This window comes from Streptococcus mitis (assembly GCF_002096735.1).
GTDB classification, from domain to species: domain Bacteria; phylum Bacillota; class Bacilli; order Lactobacillales; family Streptococcaceae; genus Streptococcus; species Streptococcus mitis_CZ.
Map to the genome: position 1 here is coordinate 132554 of NZ_NCVC01000014.1, position 20081 is coordinate 152634.

A 20081-nucleotide genomic window follows, 5' to 3' on the forward strand; every position below is an offset into this window, starting at 1 on the left:
ACTCTTTCAATAACCATGTCTTCTATGGAATAGAAACTAAAATATGTTTTTACTAGACTTTCTAAACAAAAATAGTAGAATAGTAGTTAAATTCTATTATTGTTGGAAAGAGAGTAAGAGATGTATCGTTATCAAATTGGCATTCCCACATTAGAATATGATCAGTTTGTTAAAGAACATGAATTAGTCAATGTATTACAAAGTAGTGCTTGGGAAGAGGTTAAGTCTGATTGGCAACATGAAAAGTTTGGCGCCTACCGAGGAGATAAATTACTGGCTACAGCTAGTATTTTGATTAAAACTCTTCCTCTAGGTTATAGAATGTTTTATATCCCAAGAGGTCCTGTATTAGATTATAAGGATGCTGAACTCTTGAACTTTGTTCTTCAATCCATTAAGTCCTATGCTCGAAGCAAGAGAGCGATTTTTGTGATTTTTGACCCAAGTATTTGCCTATCGCAAAGTTCAATCAAGCATGAAAAAATAGAATATCCTGAAAATATGGCTATTATTGAAAATTTGCAAAGAATGGGAGTAAGGTGGTCAGGAAAGACCGATGGAATGGGAGATACCATTCAGCCTCGTATTCAGGCAAAAGTATACAAGGAAAATTTTACAGAAGATAAACTTTGCAAGTCAACAAAACAAGCTATTCGATCCGCTCGAAATAAGGGTGTAGAGATTCAGATTGGTAGAGATGAATTGTTAGAATCTTTCTCGTTTTTGATGAAAAAAACTGAGAAGCGAAAAGATATCCATTTGAGGAATGAAGCCTATTATAAAAAATTGTTAGATAATTTTAAGGACAAGGCCTATATCACCTTGGCAACCTTGGATGTTTCTAAACGTTCGCAAGAATTAGAAGAACAGTTAGCGAAAAACAGAGCCTTGGAAGAGACCTTTACTGAGTCGACTCGAACTTCAAAAGTAGAAGCGCAGAAGAAGGAAAAAGAACGTTTGTTAGAGGAATTGACTTTCCTGCAGGAATATATGGATGCAGGTCAAGCAAGAGTTCCTTTAGCAGCTACCTTGACTTTAGAATTCGGACAAACTTCTGTCAATCTATACGCAGGAATGGATGAAGATTTTAGACGTTATAAAGCTCCTATTTTGACTTGGTATGAGACAGCTCGATATTCCTTTGAACGTGGCATTTTATGGCAAAATTTAGGAGGCGTCGAGAATGCTTTAGATGGTGGACTCTATCGTTTTAAAGCTAATTTTAATCCAACGATCGAAGAATACTTGGGTGAATTTACAATGCCTACCCATCCTCTCTATCCTCTGTTAAGACTTGCTCTTGATTTCCGTAAAACATTAAGAAAAAAACATAGAAAGTAAGTATATGGCACTAACTACACTCACGAAAGAAGAGTTTCAGGCTTATTCTGGTCAGGTTTCTTCTCGTTCCTTTATGCAATCTGTTCAGATGGGGGACTTGTTAGAAAAAAGAGGGGCTCGAATTGTTTATCTTGCTTTGAAACAAGAAGGAGAAATTCAAGTTGCAGCTCTGGTTTATAGCTTGCCCATGCTGGGTGGTCTGCATATGGAGCTCAATTCGGGTCCGATTTATACCCAACAAGATGCTCTTCCAGTTTTTTATGCGGAGTTAAAAGAATATGCCAAGCAAAATGGTGTATTAGAGTTGCTTGTAAAACCTTATGAAACTTATCAAACTTTTGATAGTGAAGGTAATCCAATAGATGCTGAGAAAAAAAGTATTATTCAAGGTTTGACTGATTTAGGTTATCAATTTGATGGATTGACGACAGGGTATCCTAATGGAGAAGTCAGCTGGCATTACATCAAAGATTTGCAAGATTATGATGCTGTTTCCTTATTGAAATCTTTTAATAAAAATAGTATTCGCAACATTCAATCAGCCTTTGATTTTAATATTCTTATTCGCAATGCAGAACGGGAAGAAATTCCAACATTCAAAAAAATTATCGAAGAAACAGGTAAAAGACAAGGTTTTGAGGATAAGAATTTAGATTATTACATGAAATTGTATGATATGTTTGGAGATAAGGCGGATTTCCTAATTGCTGAAGTCAATCCGCAACAGTCTATAGATGCTTTAAATGTGAAGATGGCTAGTCTTGACAAGAAGTCGAAACAATTTCACCAGCAATACCAAGCTTTGCAAAAGAAAAAAGATTTTCTAACTAGTTTGGATAGTGAGTCTGGCAATGTTGCTCTAGCTTGTGCTTTAATAATCTACACAAATACAGAGGCAACGTACTTGTTTGGGGGGTCGTACGCAGAGTATCAGAAGTTTTCAGCTCCATTTTTACTTCAATATCATGCGATGAAGCAGACAATGCAACGAAATATCCATCAATACAACTTCCTAGGGATTCAAGGGATTTTTGATGGAAGTGATGGTGTTTTGCGTTTTAAACAGAATTTTAATGGCTATATTGTACGCAAAGCAGGTACTTTCCGTTATCATCCATCGCCTTTAAAATACAAAGCTATCCAGTTACTCAAAAAAATAGTAGGACGTTAAGATGAAAAAGCCAGTATTTAGCTTTCTTTCAGCTTCTTTTAGTAAAATAAAGTTTATTTGCTAGAAAGGTGGAGAGATATGCGTTGGCTTTTTCGTTTGATAGGGGCTTTCTTTTCTTTTGTTTTGCGTTTGTTTTGGCGCCTGGTTTGGATTGTTTTGCTTTTATGCACTCTTGCTTTTGGATTTCTCTGGTATCTGAACGGGGATTTTCAAGAAGCGCTAAAGCAAGCAGAGCGGTCAGTAAAAATTGGTCAACAAAGTATCGACCAATGGGAAAAAACAGGGCAACTGCCTAAGTTGAACCAGACAGATAGCCACCAGCATTCTGAAGGAAGATGGCCACAGGCTTCTGCTCGTATTTACTTGGATCCCCAGATGGATTCACGCTTTCAAGAGGCTTATGTAGAAGCGATTCAGAATTGGAATCAAACTGGTGCTTTTAACTTTGAAATTGTCACCGAGTCCAGTAAGGCAGATATTATGGCTACGGAGATGAATGACGGAGGCACTCCTGTGGCAGGAGAGGCGGAAAGTCAGAGCAATCTCTTAACGGGGCAATTCTTGTCTGTCACGGTGCGGTTGAATCACTATTATCTGTCCAATCCTAACTATGGCTATTCCTTTGAGCGTATTGTCCATACGGCAGAACATGAGTTGGGGCATGCAATTGGCTTGGACCATACAGATGAGAAGTCTGTGATGCAACCTGCAGGTTCCTTTTATGGTATCCAGGAAGAGGATGTTGAAAGACTTCGAAAATTATATGAGACCAATGAGTAGGGAACAATCTTTCCCTACTTTTTTGCTATAATGGAATTATGAACAACTTGATTAAATCAAAACTAGAGCTCTTGCCGACCAGCCCTGGTTGCTACATTCACAAGGATAAAAACGGCACTATTATCTATGTAGGAAAGGCTAAAAATCTGCGTAACCGCGTGAGGTCCTATTTCCGAGGGAGTCACGATACCAAGACAGAGGCCTTGGTATCTGAAATTGTGGATTTTGAATTTATTGTTACGGAGTCTAATATTGAGGCACTTCTCCTAGAAATCAACCTGATTAAGGAAAACAAGCCCAAGTACAATATCATGCTCAAGGATGACAAGTCCTATCCCTTCATCAAAATCACTAATGAGCGCTATCCTCGCTTGATTATCACTCGTCAGGTCAAAAAGGACGGAGGTCTCTACTTTGGACCTTATCCAGATGTGGGGGCAGCCAATGAAATCAAGCGATTGCTGGATCGGATTTTCCCTTTTCGCAAGTGTACGAATCCACCATCTAAGGTCTGTTTTTACTACCATATCGGTCAATGTATGGCCCACACCATCTGTAAGAAGGATGAGGACTATTTCAAGTCTATGGCTCAGGAGGTTTCTGATTTCCTAAAAGGGCAGGATGATCAAATTATCGATGACCTCAAGGGCAAGATGGCAGCGGCAGCTCAGACTATGGAATTTGAACGTGCAGCGGAATACCGTGATCTGATTCAGGCCATTGGAACGCTTCGAACCAAGCAACGGATCATGGCTAAGGATCTCCAAAATCGGGATGTCTTTGGCTACTATGTGGATAAGGGTTGGATGTGTGTCCAGGTTTTCTTTGTCCGTCAGGGCAAGCTCATTGAGCGAGACGTTAATCTTTTCCCCTACTACAATGATCCGGATGAGGATTTCTTGACCTATGTAGGACAATTTTATCAAGAAAAATCTCATCTAGTTCCTAATGAGGTGCTGATTCCGCAGGATATTGACGAAGAAGCTGTCAAGGCTTTGGTAGACACCAAGATTCTTAAGCCTCAGCGTGGAGAGAAAAAGCAACTGGTCAATTTGGCTATAAAGAATGCTCGAGTCAGTCTAGAGCAGAAGTTCAACCTGCTAGAAAAATCTGTCGAAAAGACCCAAGGAGCTATTGAAAATCTAGGACGTTTGCTCCAAATACCGACCCCAGTCCGCATCGAATCCTTCGATAACTCCAACATCATGGGAACTAGCCCTGTTTCTGCCATGGTGGTCTTTGTCAACGGAAAACCTAGTAAGAAGGATTACCGTAAGTATAAAATCAAGACCGTAGTCGGGCCAGACGACTATGCCAGTATGAGAGAAGTCATTCGCAGGCGCTATGGTCGAGTACAGCGTGAGGGATTAACGCCACCGGACTTGATTGTCATTGATGGGGGACAAGGTCAAGTTAATATCGCCAAGCAAGTCATCCAAGAGGAGCTGGGCTTGGATATTCCAATTGCTGGGCTTCAAAAGAACGACAAGCATCAAACCCATGAGCTGCTCTTCGGAGATCCGCTTGAGGTGGTGGAGTTATCTCGTAATTCTCAGGAATTTTTCCTTTTGCAACGCATTCAAGATGAGGTGCACCGCTTTGCCATTACTTTCCACCGCCAACTGCGCTCCAAAAATTCCTTTTCTTCACAACTGGATGGAATTGACGGTCTGGGACCTAAACGCAAGCAGAATCTCATGAAGCATTTCAAGTCTCTGACAAAAATCAAGGAAGCCAGTGTGGATGAGATTGTCGAAGTTGGGGTACCAAGAACAGTCGCAGAAGCTGTTCAGAGAAAGTTGAACCCGCAGGAAGCAGTGGAATTAGCTCAAGTGGCGGAAGAAAGAGTAGATTACCAAACGGAAGGAAACCACAATGAAACATAAAATCGCAATTTTATCAGATATTCATGGAAATGCGACGGCTTTAGAAGCAGTGATTGCAGATGCTAAAAATCAAGGAGTCAGTGAATACTGGCTTCTGGGAGATATTTTTCTTCCCGGTCCAGGTGCAAGTGACTTGGTAGCCCTGCTAAAGGACCTTCCTATCACAGCCAGTGTTCGAGGCAATTGGGATGATCGTGTCCTTGAGGCCTTGGATGGCGAATATGGTTTGGAAGATCCGCGAGAAATCCAGTCAATGCGCATGACCCAGTTTTTGATGGAGCGAATGGATCCTGCAACGATTGTCTGGCTACGAAGCTTGCCTTTGCTGGAAAAGAAAGAAGTTGAGGGGCTGCGCTTTTCTATCTCTCATAATTTACCTGACAAAAACTATGGTGGGGATCTACTGGTTGGGAATGATACAGATAAATTTGACCAACTGCTAGATGCGGAAACCGACGTGGCAGTCTATGGTCATGTCCACAAGCAGTTGCTTCGTTACGGCAGTCAAGGGCAACAAATCATCAATCCAGGGTCGATTGGCATGCCCTATTTTAATTGGGAGGCGTTAAAAAATCACCGTGCCCAGTATGCCGTGATAGAAGTTGAAGATGGGGAATTGGTAAATATCCTATTTCGTAAAGTCGCTTATGATTATGAAGCGGAGTTGGAATTGGCCAAGTCCAAGGGGCTTCCCTTTATCGAAATGTATGAAGAACTGCGTCGTGACGATAACTATCAGGGGCACAATCTGGAACTATTAGCAAGCTTAATAGAAAAGCATGGGTATGTAGAGGATGTGAAGGATTTCTTGGAGGCTATAAAGTCATAATATAAGATAGACTAGTTTCTTTAAGTAACTGAAAATTAATTGGAACTGGATGAGGGGATTCCTGTTTTAAATGGTTTTCTTCATTCGGTTGCTTATCCTTGTTCCAATTTCTTTCTATGAAAAATCTCTGCAAGCTCTTTCAAAATATGGTAGAATGGAAGTAGTAGAATTAGAAAAGGAAATCGATTATGAAATTTCTTGAATTAAATAAAAAACGTCATGCGACTAAGCATTTCACTGATAAGCCAGTTGATCCAAAAGATGTGCGTACGGCTATCGAAATTGCAACCTTGGCACCAAGTGCCCACAACAGCCAACCTTGGAAATTTGTGGTAGTACGTGAGAAAAATACCGAACTGGCAAAATTGGCTTACGGTTCAAACTTTGAACAGGTATCATCAGCGCCTGTAACTATTGCCTTGTTTACAGACACAGATTTGTCTAAACGTGCTCGTAAGATTGCCCGAGTTGGTGGTGCTAATAACTTTTCTGAAGAACAACTTCAATATTTCATGAAGAATTTACCTGCGGAATTTGCCCGTTACAATGAACAACAAGTCAGCGACTACCTAGCCCTCAATGCAGGTTTGGTTGCTATGAACTTGGTTTTGGCTCTTACAGATCAGGGAATCGGATCAAATCTGATTCTTGGTTTTGACAAATCAAAAGTCAACGAAGTTTTGGAAATCGAAGACCGCTTCCGCCCAGAACTCTTGATTACAGTGGGTTACACGGATGAAAAATTGGAACCAAGCTACCGCTTGCCAGTAGATGAAATCATCGAGAAAAGATAGAAAGAAGAAAAAAATGACAGCAATTGATTTTACAGCAGAAGTAGAAAAACGCAAAGAAGACCTCTTGGCTGACTTGTTTAGCCTTTTGGAAATCAACTCAGAACGTGACGATAGCAAGGCTGATGCTGAGCATCCATTTGGACCTGGTCCAGTAAAAGCTTTGGAAAAATTCCTTGAAATCGCAGATCGTGATGGCTACCCAACTAAAAATGTTGATAACTACGCAGGACATTTTGAGTTTGGTGATGGCGAAGAAGTTCTCGGAATCTTTGCCCACATGGACGTGGTGCCAGCTGGTAGCGGTTGGGACACAGACCCTTACACACCAACTATCAAAGACGGTCGTCTTTATGCGCGTGGGGCTTCAGATGATAAGGGACCTACAACAGCTTGTTACTATGGCTTGAAAATCATCAAAGAATTAGGCCTTCCAACTTCTAAGAAAGTCCGCTTTATCGTCGGAACAGACGAAGAATCAGGCTGGGCAGACATGGACTACTACTTCGAGCACGTAGGACTTGCAAAACCAGACTTCGGTTTCTCTCCAGACGCTGAATTCCCTATCATCAATGGTGAAAAAGGAAATATCACGGAATACCTCCACTTTGCAGGAGAAAATACAGGTGCAGCACGTCTTCACAGCTTTACAGGTGGTTTACGTGAAAATATGGTACCTGAATCAGCAACAGCAGTCGTTTCAGGTGATTTGGCTGACTTGCAAGCTAAACTAGACACCTTTGTTGCAGAACACAAACTCAGAGGAGAAATTCAAGAAGAAGCTGGCCAATACAAGGTGACCATCATTGGTAAATCTGCCCATGGTGCCATGCCTGCTTCAGGTGTCAATGGCGCGACTTACCTAGCTCTCTTCCTCAGCCAGTTTGACTTTGCTGGTCCAGCCAAAGACTACCTTGACATCGCTGGTAAAATTCTCTTGAACGACCATGAGGGTGAAAATCTCAAGATTGCTCATGTGGATGAAAAGATGGGTGCTCTTTCTATGAATGCTGGTGTATTCCGTTTTGATGAAACAAGTTCTGACAATACCATTGCCCTTAACATCCGCTATCCAAAAGGAACAAGTCCAGAACAAATCAAGTCAATCCTTGAAAACTTGCCAGTTGCTTCTGTTAGCCTTTCTGAGCACGGTCACACGCCTCACTATGTGCCAATGGAAGATCCACTTGTGCAAACCTTGTTGAATGTTTATGAAAAACAAACTGGTCTTAAAGGTCACGAGCAAGTTATCGGTGGTGGAACCTTTGGTCGCTTGCTAGAACGAGGTGTTGCCTATGGTGCCATGTTCCCAGACTCAATTGACACCATGCACCAAGCCAATGAATTTATCGCCTTGGATGATCTCTTCCGAGCAGCAGCAATCTATGCCGAAGCTATTTATGAATTGATCAAATAAAACGATAGAAGTCTGAGATTGTATGCTTAGACTTCTTTTTGGAGGGAAAGTAGATGTCTCAAATCGAAAGAATCAAGCAGGCTATTATGGCAGATCCGCAGAATGTCAGCTATACAGAGCGTGGCATTGAGCCTCTCTTTGCAGCGCCAAAGACTGCTCGCATCAATATCATCGGTCAGGCACCTGGACTTAAAACCCAAGAAGCAGGCCTTTACTGGAAAGATAAGAGTGGTGACCGTCTGAGAGACTGGCTAGGTGTGGATGAAGATACTTTTTACAATTCAGGATATTTTGCTGTTTTGCCTATGGATTTCTACTTTCCAGGGCATGGCAAGTCAGGTGATCTGCCACCGAGAACTGGCTTTGCTGAAAAATGGCATCCACAGCTCTTGCAAGAATTACCAGATATCCAATTGACCCTCTTGATTGGCCAATATGCCCAAGCCTACTATTTACAGGAGAAAGTCAGTGGCAAAGTGACAGAACGGGTAAAACATTACCAGAACTACTTGCCAACCTATTTTCCATTAGTTCACCCCTCGCCTAGAAATCAAATCTGGATGGCCAAAAATCCTTGGTTTGAGGCAGAAGTGGTGCCAGATTTGAAAAAAAGAATTAAAACTATTTTATAGTCAATGAAAATCAAAGAGCAAACTAGGAAGCTAGCCGCAGGCTGTACTTGAGTACGGTAAGGCGACGCTGACGTGGTTTGAATTTGATTTTCGAAGAGTATTAGGAGAAAAAGAATGAAAGAAATTTCCTTTGACGCATTTTACCAGCTTTACCAAAATGACCAACTTTCTCTAGTGGACGTGAGAGAAGTGGATGAGTTTGAAGCTCTTCATTTAGAAGGTGCTCAGAATCTTCCTCTGAGTCAATTAGCTGATACTTATGATCAATTGGACAAGGATCAGTTACATTATGTTATTTGTAAATCTGGAATGAGATCGGCGCGTGCTTGCCAATTCTTATCAGAACAAGGTTATGAGGTTATCAATGTACAAGGTGGCATGATGGCCTTTGAAGAACTTTAATACTCAATGAAAATCAAAGAGCAAACTAGGAAGCTAGTCGCAGGCTGTACTTGAGTACGGCAAGGTGAAGCTGACGTGGTTTGAAGAGATTTTCGAAGAGTATAAACATTAGAATTTTCTCCTACTTGGCGTGGACTGGGTAGGGGATGTTATTTTTAGACAATTCTCATTTTTAAGAATCTTGAAAACATTCAATATTTAATTCGTGAAGCTTTTTTCATACTCCTATTCATGATATACTAGGTCAGTATTTTATAAATATGAAGGAGATTTACATGGCTAAAAAAGGTGCCCTAACAGGTTTACTCCTGTTTGGAATATTTTTTGGTGCGGGGAACTTGATTTTTCCGCCTTCTCTGGGTGCTCTATCTGGAGAACATTTTCTTCCTGCTATCGCAGGTTTTGTCTTTTCAGGCGTCGGTATCGCCGTCTTGACTCTGATTATTGGAACGTTAAATCCTAAAGGATATATCTACGAGATTTCAACAAAGATAGCGCCTTGGTTTGCGACTCTTTACCTCTCAGTTCTTTATTTGTCAATCGGTCCATTCTTTGCTATCCCACGTACTGCTACAACAGCTTACGAAGTAGGGATTAGCCCCCTTTTGTCGGATGCAAATAAAGGTCTTGGATTGATTGTCTTTACCCTTCTTTACTTTGCGGCAGCGTATCTAATCTCGCTTAATCCATCAAAAATCTTAGACCGTATCGGTCGTATTTTAACACCAGTCTTTGCTATTTTGATTGTTATCTTGGTTGTTCTGGGAGCTTTCAAATACGGTGGAACAAGTCCTCAAGCTGCTTCAGCTGCTTATCAAGCTTCTGCCTTTGGTACAGGTTTCCTAGAAGGTTACAATACCTTGGACGCCCTTGCCTCAGTTGCCTTTAGCGTAATCGCAGTTCAAACCTTGAAACAACTTGGATTTTCAAGTAAGAAAGAATACATTTCAACCATTTGGGTTGTTGGTATCGTTGTTGCCCTTGCCTTCAGCGCTCTTTACATCGGTTTAGGCTTCCTTGGGAATCATTTCCCAGTACCAGCTGAAGCGATGAAGGGTGGAACACCAGGTGTTTACATCTTGTCACAAGCGACTCAAGAAATCTTTGGCTCAACAGCTCAACTCTTCCTTGCAGCTATGGTTACCGTAACCTGCTTCACAACAACAGTTGGTTTGATTGTGTCTACAGCTGAGTTCTTTAATGAGCGCTTCCCACAAATCAGCTACAAGGTTTATGCGACAGCCTTTACCTTGATTGGATTTGCCATTGCCAATTTGGGTCTTGATGCGATTATCAAGTACTCAATTCCAGTACTGGTTATCTTGTACCCAATCACGATTGCTATCGTTATGATTGTCATTGTCAACAAATTTGTTGCTCTTTCAAAACCAGGTATGCAGTTGACAATTGCTGTGGTTACAGCTATTGCCATTGCAAGCGTACTAGGAAGCTCATTTAAGGTTGAGTTTCTTGCAAATCTTGTCAACGCTCTTCCTTTTGCTAAGGCATCACTCCCATGGTTGGTGCCAGCCATTGTCGGAATCTTGCTCTCATTGGTTCTACCAAACAAGCAAGAAAGCGATGTTTTTGAAATGGAATAATCATTAAAATCACTTTTGTAGCCAAGTCTACAGGAGTGATTTTCTTTTTTTATCCGATGATAAATGTGTTATAATAGGTAGCAAAAGAGGTGAAGAAATGAATCAAACAGTAGAATATATCAAAGAACTGACAGCCATTGCGTCGCCAACGGGCTTCACTCGGGAGATTTCGGACTATTTAGTCAAGACTCTAGAAGGTTTTGGTTACCAGCCGGTTCGCACAGCTAAGGGTGGTGTCAATGTGACCATTAAAGGTCAAAATGATGAAGAGCATCGCTATGTGACTGCCCATGTGGATACGCTGGGGGCCATTGTCCGTGCTGTCAAACCAGACGGTCGTCTCAAAATGGACCGTATCGGTGGTTTTCCTTGGAACATGATTGAAGGAGAAAACTGTACCGTTCATGTAGCTAGCACAGGTCAAAAGGTATCAGGAACCATCCTTATCCACCAGACCTCTTGCCATGTCTACAAGGATGCAGGAACTGCAGAACGCACGCAAGACAATATGGAAGTGCGTTTGGACGCCAAAGTAACAAATGAAAAAGAAACTCGTGCCTTGGGGATTGAGGTAGGTGATTTTATCAGCTTTGATCCACGAACTGTGGTGACAGAGACGGGCTTTATCAAGTCTCGTCATTTGGACGATAAGGTCAGCGCAGCGATTTTGCTTAACCTGCTTCGTGTTTATAAGGAAGAGAAGATTGAATTGCCCGTAACAACTCATTTTGCTTTTTCAGTCTTTGAAGAGGTGGGACATGGAGCTAACTCTAATATCCCTGCTCAGGTGGTAGAGTATCTGGCTGTGGATATGGGAGCTATGGGAGATGACCAGCAAACAGACGAATATACAGTGTCTATTTGTGTCAAGGATGCTTCTGGACCTTATCACTATGACTTCCGTCAACACTTGGTTGCCTTGGCGAAAGAACAAGACATTCCATTTAAGTTGGATATCTATCCATTTTATGGTTCGGACGCTTCAGCGGCTATGTCTGCAGGGGCTGAGGTTAAACACGCTCTACTTGGTGCTGGTATCGAGTCTAGCCACTCATATGAGCGCACTCATATTGACTCGGTGGTTGCAACGGAGCATATGGTTGATGCTTATCTTAAGAGCGCATTGGTAGACTAATATGTGTTTGATTTGCCAGAGAATTGAGCTCATCAAGAAGGGAGAAAGTCCCTATTTTGTCAAAGAGTTGGAAACAGGCTATCTTGTGGTTGGAGACCACCAGTATTTTGCAGGCTATAGTCTCTTTCTAGCCAAGGAACATGTCACCGAATTGCACCATTTGAAAAAGGAGACAAGACTCCATTTTCTAGAAGAAATGAGTGTGGTCCAAGAGGCGGTTGCTAAGGCTTTTGCTGCTGAGAAAATGAATATCGAACTGCTAGGAAATGGCGATGCCCATCTTCATTGGCATCTGTTTCCTAGACGAAGAGGTGATTTGAATGGACACGGTCTTAAGGGACGTGGTCCAGTCTGGTGGGTTCCTTTTGAAGAAATGACAGCAGAAACCTGCCAAGCAAAACCGGATGAGATTAAAAGATTAGTCAAACGTTTATCGTTAGAAGTAGATAAATTATTAGAAATAAAGGAGTAGAAATGAAAAAAAGATACCTTGTCTTGACAGCCTTGCTAGCCATGAGTCTAGCAGCTTGTTCACAAGAAAAAGCAAAAAATGAAGATGGCGCAGCTAAGACAGAACAAACTGCTAAAGCTGATGGAACAGTCGGAAGTAAGGCTCAAGGAGCTGCCCAGAAAAAAGCAGAAGTGGTTAACAAAGGAGACTACTACAGCATCCAAGGGAAATACGATGAAATCATCGTAGCAAATAAACACTACCCATTGTCAAAAGACTACAATCCAGGGGAAAATCCAACAGCCAAGGCTGAGTTGGTCAAACTCATTAAAGCTATGCAAGAGGCAGGTTTCCCGATTAGCGATCATTACAGTGGTTTTAGAAGTTATGAAACTCAGACCAAGCTCTATCAAGATTATGTCAACCAAGATGGGAAGGCAGCAGCTGACCGTTATTCTGCCCGACCTGGCTATAGTGAACACCAAACTGGCTTGGCCTTTGATGTGATTGGGACAAATGGTGATTTAGTAACAGAAGAAAAAGCAGCCCAATGGCTCTTGGACCATGCAGCTGATTATGGCTTTGTTGTCCGTTATCTCAAAGGTAAGGAAAAGGAAACAGGCTATATGGCTGAGGAATGGCATCTTCGTTATGTCGGAAAAGAAGCAAAAGAAATTGCTGCAAGTGGTCTCAGTTTGGAAGAATACTACGGTTTTGAAGGCGGAGATTATGTCGATTAAAAATAAACTTTTCTCTTGCAATTCTAGATAAATAGTGTATAATAGATGAGTATGTGTAAAGCATACTTGTGGGAGGTAAAAATCTTTAATTACCGCCAAAACCACAAAGGAGGATTTAAAAATGGCTAAAAAAGTCGAAAAACTTGTAAAATTGCAAATCCCTGCTGGTAAAGCTACACCAGCTCCACCGGTTGGACCTGCTCTTGGTCAAGCTGGTATCAACATCATGGGATTCACAAAAGAGTTCAACGCTCGTACAGCTGACCAAGCTGGTATGATCATTCCAGTTGTTATCTCAGTTTACGAAGATAAATCATTTACTTTCATCACTAAAACACCACCAGCTGCTGTTCTTTTGAAAAAAGCTGCAGGTGTTGAAAAAGGGTCAGGTACACCTAACAAAACTAAAGTTGCTACAGTTACTCGTGCACAAGTACAAGAAATTGCAGAAACCAAGATGCCAGATTTGAACGCAGCAAACATTGAGTCTGCAATGCGTATGATCGAAGGTACTGCTCGTTCTATGGGATTCACTGTTGTTGACTAATCAATAACACCCCCAATATAACCCGCAAGACTTCATCATTTCGAGAAGTGACGTGGGAGATGAAAATCGATTGAACCACTTACAAGGAGAATAGAAAATGGCTAAAAAAAGCAAACAACTTCGTGCTGCTCTTGAGAAAATCGACAGCACAAAAGCATACAGCGTAGAAGAAGCTGTAGCACTTGCAAAAGAAACTAACTTTGCAAAATTTGACGCAACTGTAGAAGTTGCTTACAACTTGAACATCGATGTTAAAAAAGCTGACCAACAAATCCGTGGAGCAATGGTATTGCCAAACGGTACTGGTAAAACTTCACGCGTTCTTGTTTTCGCACGTGGTGCAAAAGCTGAAGAAGCAAAAGCTGCTGGTGCAGACTTTGTTGGTGAAGATGACCTTGTTGCTAAAATCAACGACGGTTGGTTGGACTTCGACGTAGTTATCGCTACACCTGACATGATGGCTCTAGTTGGACGTCTTGGACGTGTCCTTGGACCACGTAACTTGATGCCAAACCCTAAAACTGGTACTGTAACAATGGATGTTGCTAAAGCAGTTGAAGAGTCTAAAGGTGGTAAAATCACTTACCGTGCTGACCGTGCAGGTAACGTTCAAGCAATCATCGGTAAAGTATCATTTGAAGCTGAAAAATTGGTTGAAAACTTCAAAGCTTTCAACGAAACAATCCAAAAAGCAAAACCAGCTACAGCTAAAGGAACTTACGTAACAAACTTGACTATCACAACTACTCAAGGTGTTGGTATCAAAGTTGACGTAAACTCACTTTAATCAGTAGTTTATATCAGAGAACGAGTACGAAAGTGCTCGTCTTTTTGTCTTTAGTTTTATTTTGTGATATCCCAGGATACCGCTTCGTAGAGACTAAGAAACTTCCAAATGGCGATGTAGAACACGTTTATGAGAAAGTTAAGACAAGTCATAAGGATAAAGACGGAAACGAAATTCCAAACTATCCAACAGAAGACGGTGACCAATCTAAGAAAGATATTCCAGATTACCGCTTCGTAAAAACTAAGAAACTTATAAATGGCGACATCGAACATGTCTACGAAAAAGTAACACCACCAGCTCCAACACCTTCACCTGTTCCTCAACCAAACCCAGGTAATCAAAATACAACTACTTGGACTGATGAGAATGGAAATCCATTGAAACCAACTGAGCCAGGTTCTAAAGAACCAGGAACAATTTCAGGTTACGAATATGTGAAGACTGTGACAGATCCAAATGGAAATATCAGACATATCTTCAGAAAAGTTCAAACACCAACTTCAGTTGAAGCAAGTCAACCAGTACAACCAGTTTCTCCACAAGAGCCAACAAGCCCTGAGAAACCAGTAACTCCAGACATGCCAGTAGTACCTTAGCAACCAAAATAACCAGCAACACCTAAATATGTTGAAGGTCAAAAAGAGTTGCCAAATACTGGAACAAAAGATAATGCAAGCCTAGCAGCACTTGGACTTCTCGGAGTATTGAGCGGATTTAGTCTTGTATCTAGCAAGAAGAAGGAAGATTAATTAAAATCTTTCTGATGAAAGAATATAGTAGAAAACCAATGATGTAAAAGTCATTGGTTTTTGAAATTTCCAAATATTTTCTGAGAATAGCCTTGCTAATAATCGATAAAAAATAGTAAAAATTTATCTTCGTATTACTAAAAAGAGAATAAACACTTAAAATATAAAAATATATTTATTATTATAAAGAAGAAAATAAGTTTGAAATGTGAAATTTACTTACTATAGAGCAAATTTTTAGTCGAATTGCTTGCTTATAATATAAGAGTGTGATATCATTAAAATGTATCTAAAGTACGAATATTCGACATAAAAAACATTGTTATGTTAAATGTTTAAAAATGCCGAATTTTTTGTGCATAAGTACATTAAAAATGAAATAAATTATAAGGAGGTTGTGGGTCTAAATGAAAGGCAAGCAACAACAAGATTTTAGAGTAGAAAAGTACATCCGTTATGGTATCCGGAAATATAGCTTTGGAGCAGCATCAGTAGCAATTGCAGCTGGTTTGATGTTCCTTGGAAATGGTGCGGTATCAGCAACGGAAGTTCAAGGTGCTGAAACATCAGTAGCTGCAGCTACTGCCCCAGCAAATCAAGCGGATTCTAATAAAGAGAAGGAAGCCGTTAAGCCAGAAACTAAAGTAGAGGAAGCTAAACCAGAGGTTAAAGCAGAAGAAGCTAAAAAAGTAAATAAAGCTGTCCTAGAAGCAAGTATTGCTACTTTGGAGTCTAAACTTTCAACTGCTAAATATGCAGATGCTACAGTAGTAAGCTCAGCTAAGGAAGTATTGGCAGCAGCTAAAGCAACTCTTGCAAAAGCAGATGCTAGTCAAGCTGATGTAGATGCTCAAGCAGAAACTGTATCAGCATTGAGTACTGTAGTTACTGAGTCAAATACTGCTGGTTTCGATAAAAAGAAAGCAGCTGAAAAAGAAGCTGCTAAAGCAGAAGTTGAAAAAAAAATCTACTCCAGCAGAAAAAACTCTTTCAGAAGCTAAATCAGCGCTTGACAAAGCTTCATCAGAAGCAGATGTAACAAACAGACTTGCAAAATCTGAACTTTCTAAGAAGGAAGTGAAGGAAGAAAATAAAGCAGCTGTTGAAGCGGCAGTAGCTAAAAACCAAGCAGTTTTTTCTGAAACAAAAGCTCTTTTAGCTGAAAAGAGCGTAACAAAAGAACAAGTAGATGCTCAATTGGAACGCCTCAACGAGTCTATTCTTGCAGTTTACAATGAATTGAAAAACGCAGGAATCGGTCGTGATGGTAAGTTCGCAGTCAACTTGGAAGACGCTCAAACAACAGCACTTAAAGATGCAACAGCAGAAACAGGTGCGAAATGGTTGGAACAAAATGGTTATAAATCTTTAGCTGAAGCTCCTAAATATATCAAAGGAAATGCAGATGATGATAAAGCCATTAAAAACCTAAACAACCAAATTCAATGGTTGGATTTTGGAGATGATACGGCTTGGACAAACAGAAAAGCAAATAAACAACTTCAAGTAGGTTCAGTTTATAAAAAAGAATTGATGCCTGGATACATTGTAAAAATGACTGTTAAGGAATTGAAACCATTCCATGCAACAGAAATTTATAAAAACCGTGTAGCTGGAACTAGTCATGAAGCATCATATAAACCGAATGAAGAAAATATCTTTAACCAGGTTACTAAAAATCCATTTTCTACAGGTATCAGTGGTAATCAACAAACTGGATATACACACGTTAAAAACGCTGGATTAGATACAGGTTCAGCAAAAACAACGATTGCAGGTACTGATGATAGTGGCACAGGACGTGATGGTCAAATCGTTGGTGTCAAGTTTGCTATTGAAGCTACATACAATGGTAAGCCGGTTAAACCTGGTATCGTTATGACATCAGGGGAAGATATCGGTAGTTTAGAGACAGAAATCTATACAACGAATGGTACACCTTGGGAATTAGCAGGAGTTGTTGGTTCTACTAATGGTCATACTGATATGTATAAACCACACCCTAACTTTAACAGATTAAATGAGTGGGGTGGAAATTTAAACAAATGGACTACTGAAGAATTACGAAATGCTATTGATGGCAAAATGTTTGCTACTAAAGATGCAGCAACTGCAGGTTTAGGATCACAAGTGTTCGGAGGCTATACGAACGGAGACTCTGCTACGCCAGTAGTGTCTACTTCAAATGTAACTGAAGTAGGATTTTATATCATGTCTTCTGGACAACAATCATCTATGATTGGTATTAAATTCTCTGACTTTGGAGATCTTCCAGAATCATATGGAACAGCTGAACACTATTTAAGAACTCAAGCTAAAGACTATATAACAGGTCAAATTAACCAAATTCAGCAACCTTACCTAGGGACTGTCAAAGCTGATATCGATTCAGTATCTGGTACACGTGTTCGTGGTGTCGATTCAGATGATACAAAAGAGCAAGGGGATGAAGGTGTAGCTCAACTTATTGCTCCAGAAGATGTGCATATTAACAAAGATAACGGTGAACCAGAAGTTAAACTTGTACAAGCTGCAGATAATACTTACCGTGTTAAAGTGATTGCATCAGCAAATGGTAATGACAACTATGATGGTACAGTAGGCCCTGCTTATGTGCGTGGATTTATCGATTTCAATGGGAATGGTAAATTCGATGAAGGTGAAGCTTCTGAAGTTGTTACAGTAAATGGTAACCAACAAACAGTAGAACTAGTTTTCAAAAATACTCAAGTTATTGATACTACTAAAGATGCAGTTAACTTCCGTACGCGTATTGCGACAGATAGAAAACAAATTGAAAAACCAGTGGGAATTGCTTTCTCAGGTGAGGTTGAAGATAACCAAATCCAAGTATCTATTCCTCCACGTGGAGATAAGGAAGAAACAACTGGTAAACAAGGTGAGACTCAATCTGTAGGTATTGAATTTGTATCACATGCTCTAGGAGATGATGCATCAAATCTTGGATCAAACAATGGTAAAACTACGTTTAATTCATATGGTAAACTAGATTACTCTGAACAAGCGAACTCAATTAGTGCAGAAACAACTAAGAAAAAACAACCTCAAGGAGTTATGATTGTAGATCCAAGTGGAAACTTGGTGAAATCATACACTAAAGCAGGTCAAGGGACTTATACAGTATTAGAGGACAAAGTAATCTTTACTCCTGAAGCAAACTTTATTGGAACAGCTGATGGTGTTGTATTACGAGCAGTAGATGCTAATGGTCATTCAACTGGATGGACAGCACTTACGGACCAACATGATGTAGAAAACATTAATGATGGGACACATACTACTGGAACTAAAACTATGGATGCTGTTTATATTCCAACAGTAACTCCAAAAGAAATCACTGCAGATCCAGAAACATCAACAGATGTACAAGGTAAAGAACAGAAGAAAACGCCAACGTTTACAGCAGGTGCAGGGACAGAAAATCCAACACCAGTAACACCAAGTGCACAATACCCAGCTAAATTAGTAGATCCAAAAACTGGAGATAAAGTTGATTCTGTAACTGTAGAGGGAGAAGGAACTTACACAATTAACCCAACAACTGGAGAAGTAACATTCCAACCACTTCCAACATTTACAGGAACTGCAACAGGAGTAGGTGTATCCCTAACAGCACAAGTAGGTCAAGATAAAGACGGCAATCCTGTAATGGCTACAGCTACTACTACTTATACACCAACTGTAACAGCGGTAACACCAACAGCGGATCCAGCTACTTCAGCAGGAGTACAAGGTGAAACTCAAAAAGGAACACCAACATTTACAGAAGGAAATACAGAAGTACCAATTAAAGAAAACTCTGTAAAACTATTGAATCCAGATGGAACAGAAGCAACAGGACCAGTAGATGCTCTAGACCCAAGTGGTAAAAAAGTTGGGGAATACACAGTAAACCCAGCTACAGGTGAAGTAACATTCACACCAACTGATAAAACTTACACTGGTAAAGTAACACCAGCTAAAGTTCAAGCAGAAGATAAAAACGGAACTAAAGTTTCTACAACTTACACGCCAACAATCGTAGGGGTAACACCAACAGCAGACCCAGCTAAATCTGTCGATATTCAAGGTGCAACTCAAGAAAATACAGTTTCATTTGAACCTGGTAAGACTACAATTGCTGGAGAAGAAAAAACGGTAGAGATCGATCCATCTACTTACACTCTTCTTGGTGAAGATGGACAACCAGCTACAGAAGTACCAGCTAAAGATCCGAATGGAAAAGTAATTGGTAAATACACTCTTAAAACTGTAGATGGAAAAGCTGTTGCAGTATTTGAACCAACAGACAAAACATACTCTGGAGAAGTTCAACCAGTAAAAATCCAAGCTAAGGATAAAAACGGAACAGCTGTTGAAACAACTTACACACCATTAATTACACCAGTAACACCAACCGCGGAACCAGCTGAAACAACAGATATCCAAGGTAAAGAACAAACTGGTAAACCAACATTCACTCCAGGTAATCCAAATGTTCCAATGGATGATGAAGTGCCAGCAACATTCGAAGATGGATCAAAAGAAAAAGTTATTCCAGGCGAAGGAACATACACAGTGGCACCAGATGGCACAGTAACTTTCACCCCAGAAAAAGGATTCACAGGTAAAGGAACAGGCGTAACAGTTAAACGTGTAGATAAGAATGGTACACCAGTCACAGCTAAATACACCCCAACAGTAACACCAGTAACTCCGACAGCAGAACCAGCTGAAACAACAGATATCCAAGGTAAAGAACAAACTGGTAAACCAACATTCACTCCAGGTAATCCAAATGTTCCAATGGATGATGAAG

General features: G+C 40.5%; 17 protein-coding genes and 1 pseudogene. All 18 read left to right on the forward strand.

Annotation, left to right across the window (positions count from 1 at the left end; translation table 11 throughout):
• Positions 1-120: 120 nt before the first annotated feature.
• A complete protein-coding gene (locus B7703_RS04060; RefSeq protein WP_084923732.1) occupies positions 121-1341 on the forward strand; it encodes a peptidoglycan bridge formation alanyltransferase MurM in 1221 nt (406 codons plus the stop codon).
• A 4-nt stretch (positions 1342-1345) separates the two neighbouring features.
• A complete protein-coding gene (locus B7703_RS04065) occupies positions 1346-2512 on the forward strand; it encodes an aminoacyltransferase (protein WP_084923733.1) in 1167 nt (388 codons plus the stop codon).
• Positions 2513-2590: 78 nt separating this feature from the next.
• Positions 2591-3292: a M57 family metalloprotease gene (locus tag B7703_RS04070; protein WP_084923735.1), complete on the forward strand. Its 702-nt coding sequence runs from the start codon at positions 2591-2593 to the stop codon at positions 3290-3292.
• A 38-nt stretch (positions 3293-3330) separates the two neighbouring features.
• Positions 3331-5178, forward strand: a complete 1848-nt coding sequence (gene uvrC, locus B7703_RS04075) for an excinuclease ABC subunit UvrC (RefSeq protein ID WP_084923736.1) — start codon at positions 3331-3333, stop codon at positions 5176-5178.
• Positions 5168-6007, forward strand: coding sequence for a metallophosphoesterase family protein (locus tag B7703_RS04080; protein ID WP_049502027.1), 840 nt, complete (start codon positions 5168-5170; stop codon positions 6005-6007). The genes uvrC and B7703_RS04080 overlap by 11 nt, the downstream gene beginning before the upstream one ends.
• 188 nt (positions 6008-6195) lie before the next feature.
• The gene (locus tag B7703_RS04085; RefSeq protein WP_070482884.1) at positions 6196-6801 is read left to right on the forward strand and encodes a nitroreductase family protein; all 606 of its coding nucleotides are present in this window, start codon (positions 6196-6198) and stop codon (positions 6799-6801) included.
• A gap of 13 nt (positions 6802-6814) precedes the next feature.
• Positions 6815-8215: a dipeptidase PepV gene (pepV, locus tag B7703_RS04090; RefSeq protein WP_084923738.1), complete on the forward strand. Its 1401-nt coding sequence runs from the start codon at positions 6815-6817 to the stop codon at positions 8213-8215.
• 53 nt (positions 8216-8268) lie between these two features.
• Positions 8269-8847, forward strand: a complete 579-nt coding sequence (locus B7703_RS04095) for a uracil-DNA glycosylase family protein (RefSeq protein WP_045604694.1) — start codon at positions 8269-8271, stop codon at positions 8845-8847.
• Positions 8848-8961: 114 nt separating this feature from the next.
• Positions 8962-9249: a rhodanese-like domain-containing protein gene (locus B7703_RS04105; RefSeq protein WP_025172880.1), complete on the forward strand. Its 288-nt coding sequence runs from the start codon at positions 8962-8964 to the stop codon at positions 9247-9249.
• A gap of 275 nt (positions 9250-9524) precedes the next feature.
• A complete protein-coding gene (gene brnQ / locus B7703_RS04110; protein ID WP_192851958.1) occupies positions 9525-10850 on the forward strand; it encodes a branched-chain amino acid transport system II carrier protein in 1326 nt (441 codons plus the stop codon).
• A 97-nt stretch (positions 10851-10947) separates the two neighbouring features.
• A complete protein-coding gene (locus tag B7703_RS04115) occupies positions 10948-11985 on the forward strand; it encodes a M42 family metallopeptidase (protein ID WP_084923741.1) in 1038 nt (345 codons plus the stop codon).
• A 1-nt stretch (position 11986) separates the two neighbouring features.
• The gene (locus B7703_RS04120; RefSeq protein WP_049502022.1) at positions 11987-12457 is read left to right on the forward strand and encodes an HIT family protein; all 471 of its coding nucleotides are present in this window, start codon (positions 11987-11989) and stop codon (positions 12455-12457) included.
• 2 nt (positions 12458-12459) lie between these two features.
• Positions 12460-13176: an LD-carboxypeptidase LdcB/DacB gene (gene ldcB / locus B7703_RS04125; protein ID WP_084923743.1), complete on the forward strand. Its 717-nt coding sequence runs from the start codon at positions 12460-12462 to the stop codon at positions 13174-13176.
• Between the two features lie 121 nt (positions 13177-13297).
• Positions 13298-13723, forward strand: a complete 426-nt coding sequence (gene rplK / locus B7703_RS04130; RefSeq protein ID WP_001085806.1) for a 50S ribosomal protein L11 — start codon at positions 13298-13300, stop codon at positions 13721-13723.
• Positions 13724-13820: 97 nt separating this feature from the next.
• Entirely contained in the window at positions 13821-14510 is a 690-nt protein-coding gene (gene rplA / locus B7703_RS04135; protein ID WP_001085675.1) for a 50S ribosomal protein L1, read from the forward strand.
• A gap of 65 nt (positions 14511-14575) precedes the next feature.
• Positions 14576-15262, forward strand: a pseudogene (locus B7703_RS04140) (LPXTG cell wall anchor domain-containing protein); the annotation flags it as partial.
• A gap of 407 nt (positions 15263-15669) precedes the next feature.
• Entirely contained in the window at positions 15670-16263 is a 594-nt protein-coding gene (locus B7703_RS10240) for a YSIRK-type signal peptide-containing protein (protein WP_419991884.1), read from the forward strand.
• Positions 16217-20081: GEVED domain-containing protein (locus B7703_RS10055; RefSeq protein ID WP_419991885.1), on the forward strand; the 3865-nt coding region annotated here is incomplete at its 3' end. The genes B7703_RS10240 and B7703_RS10055, both read left to right, overlap by 47 nt.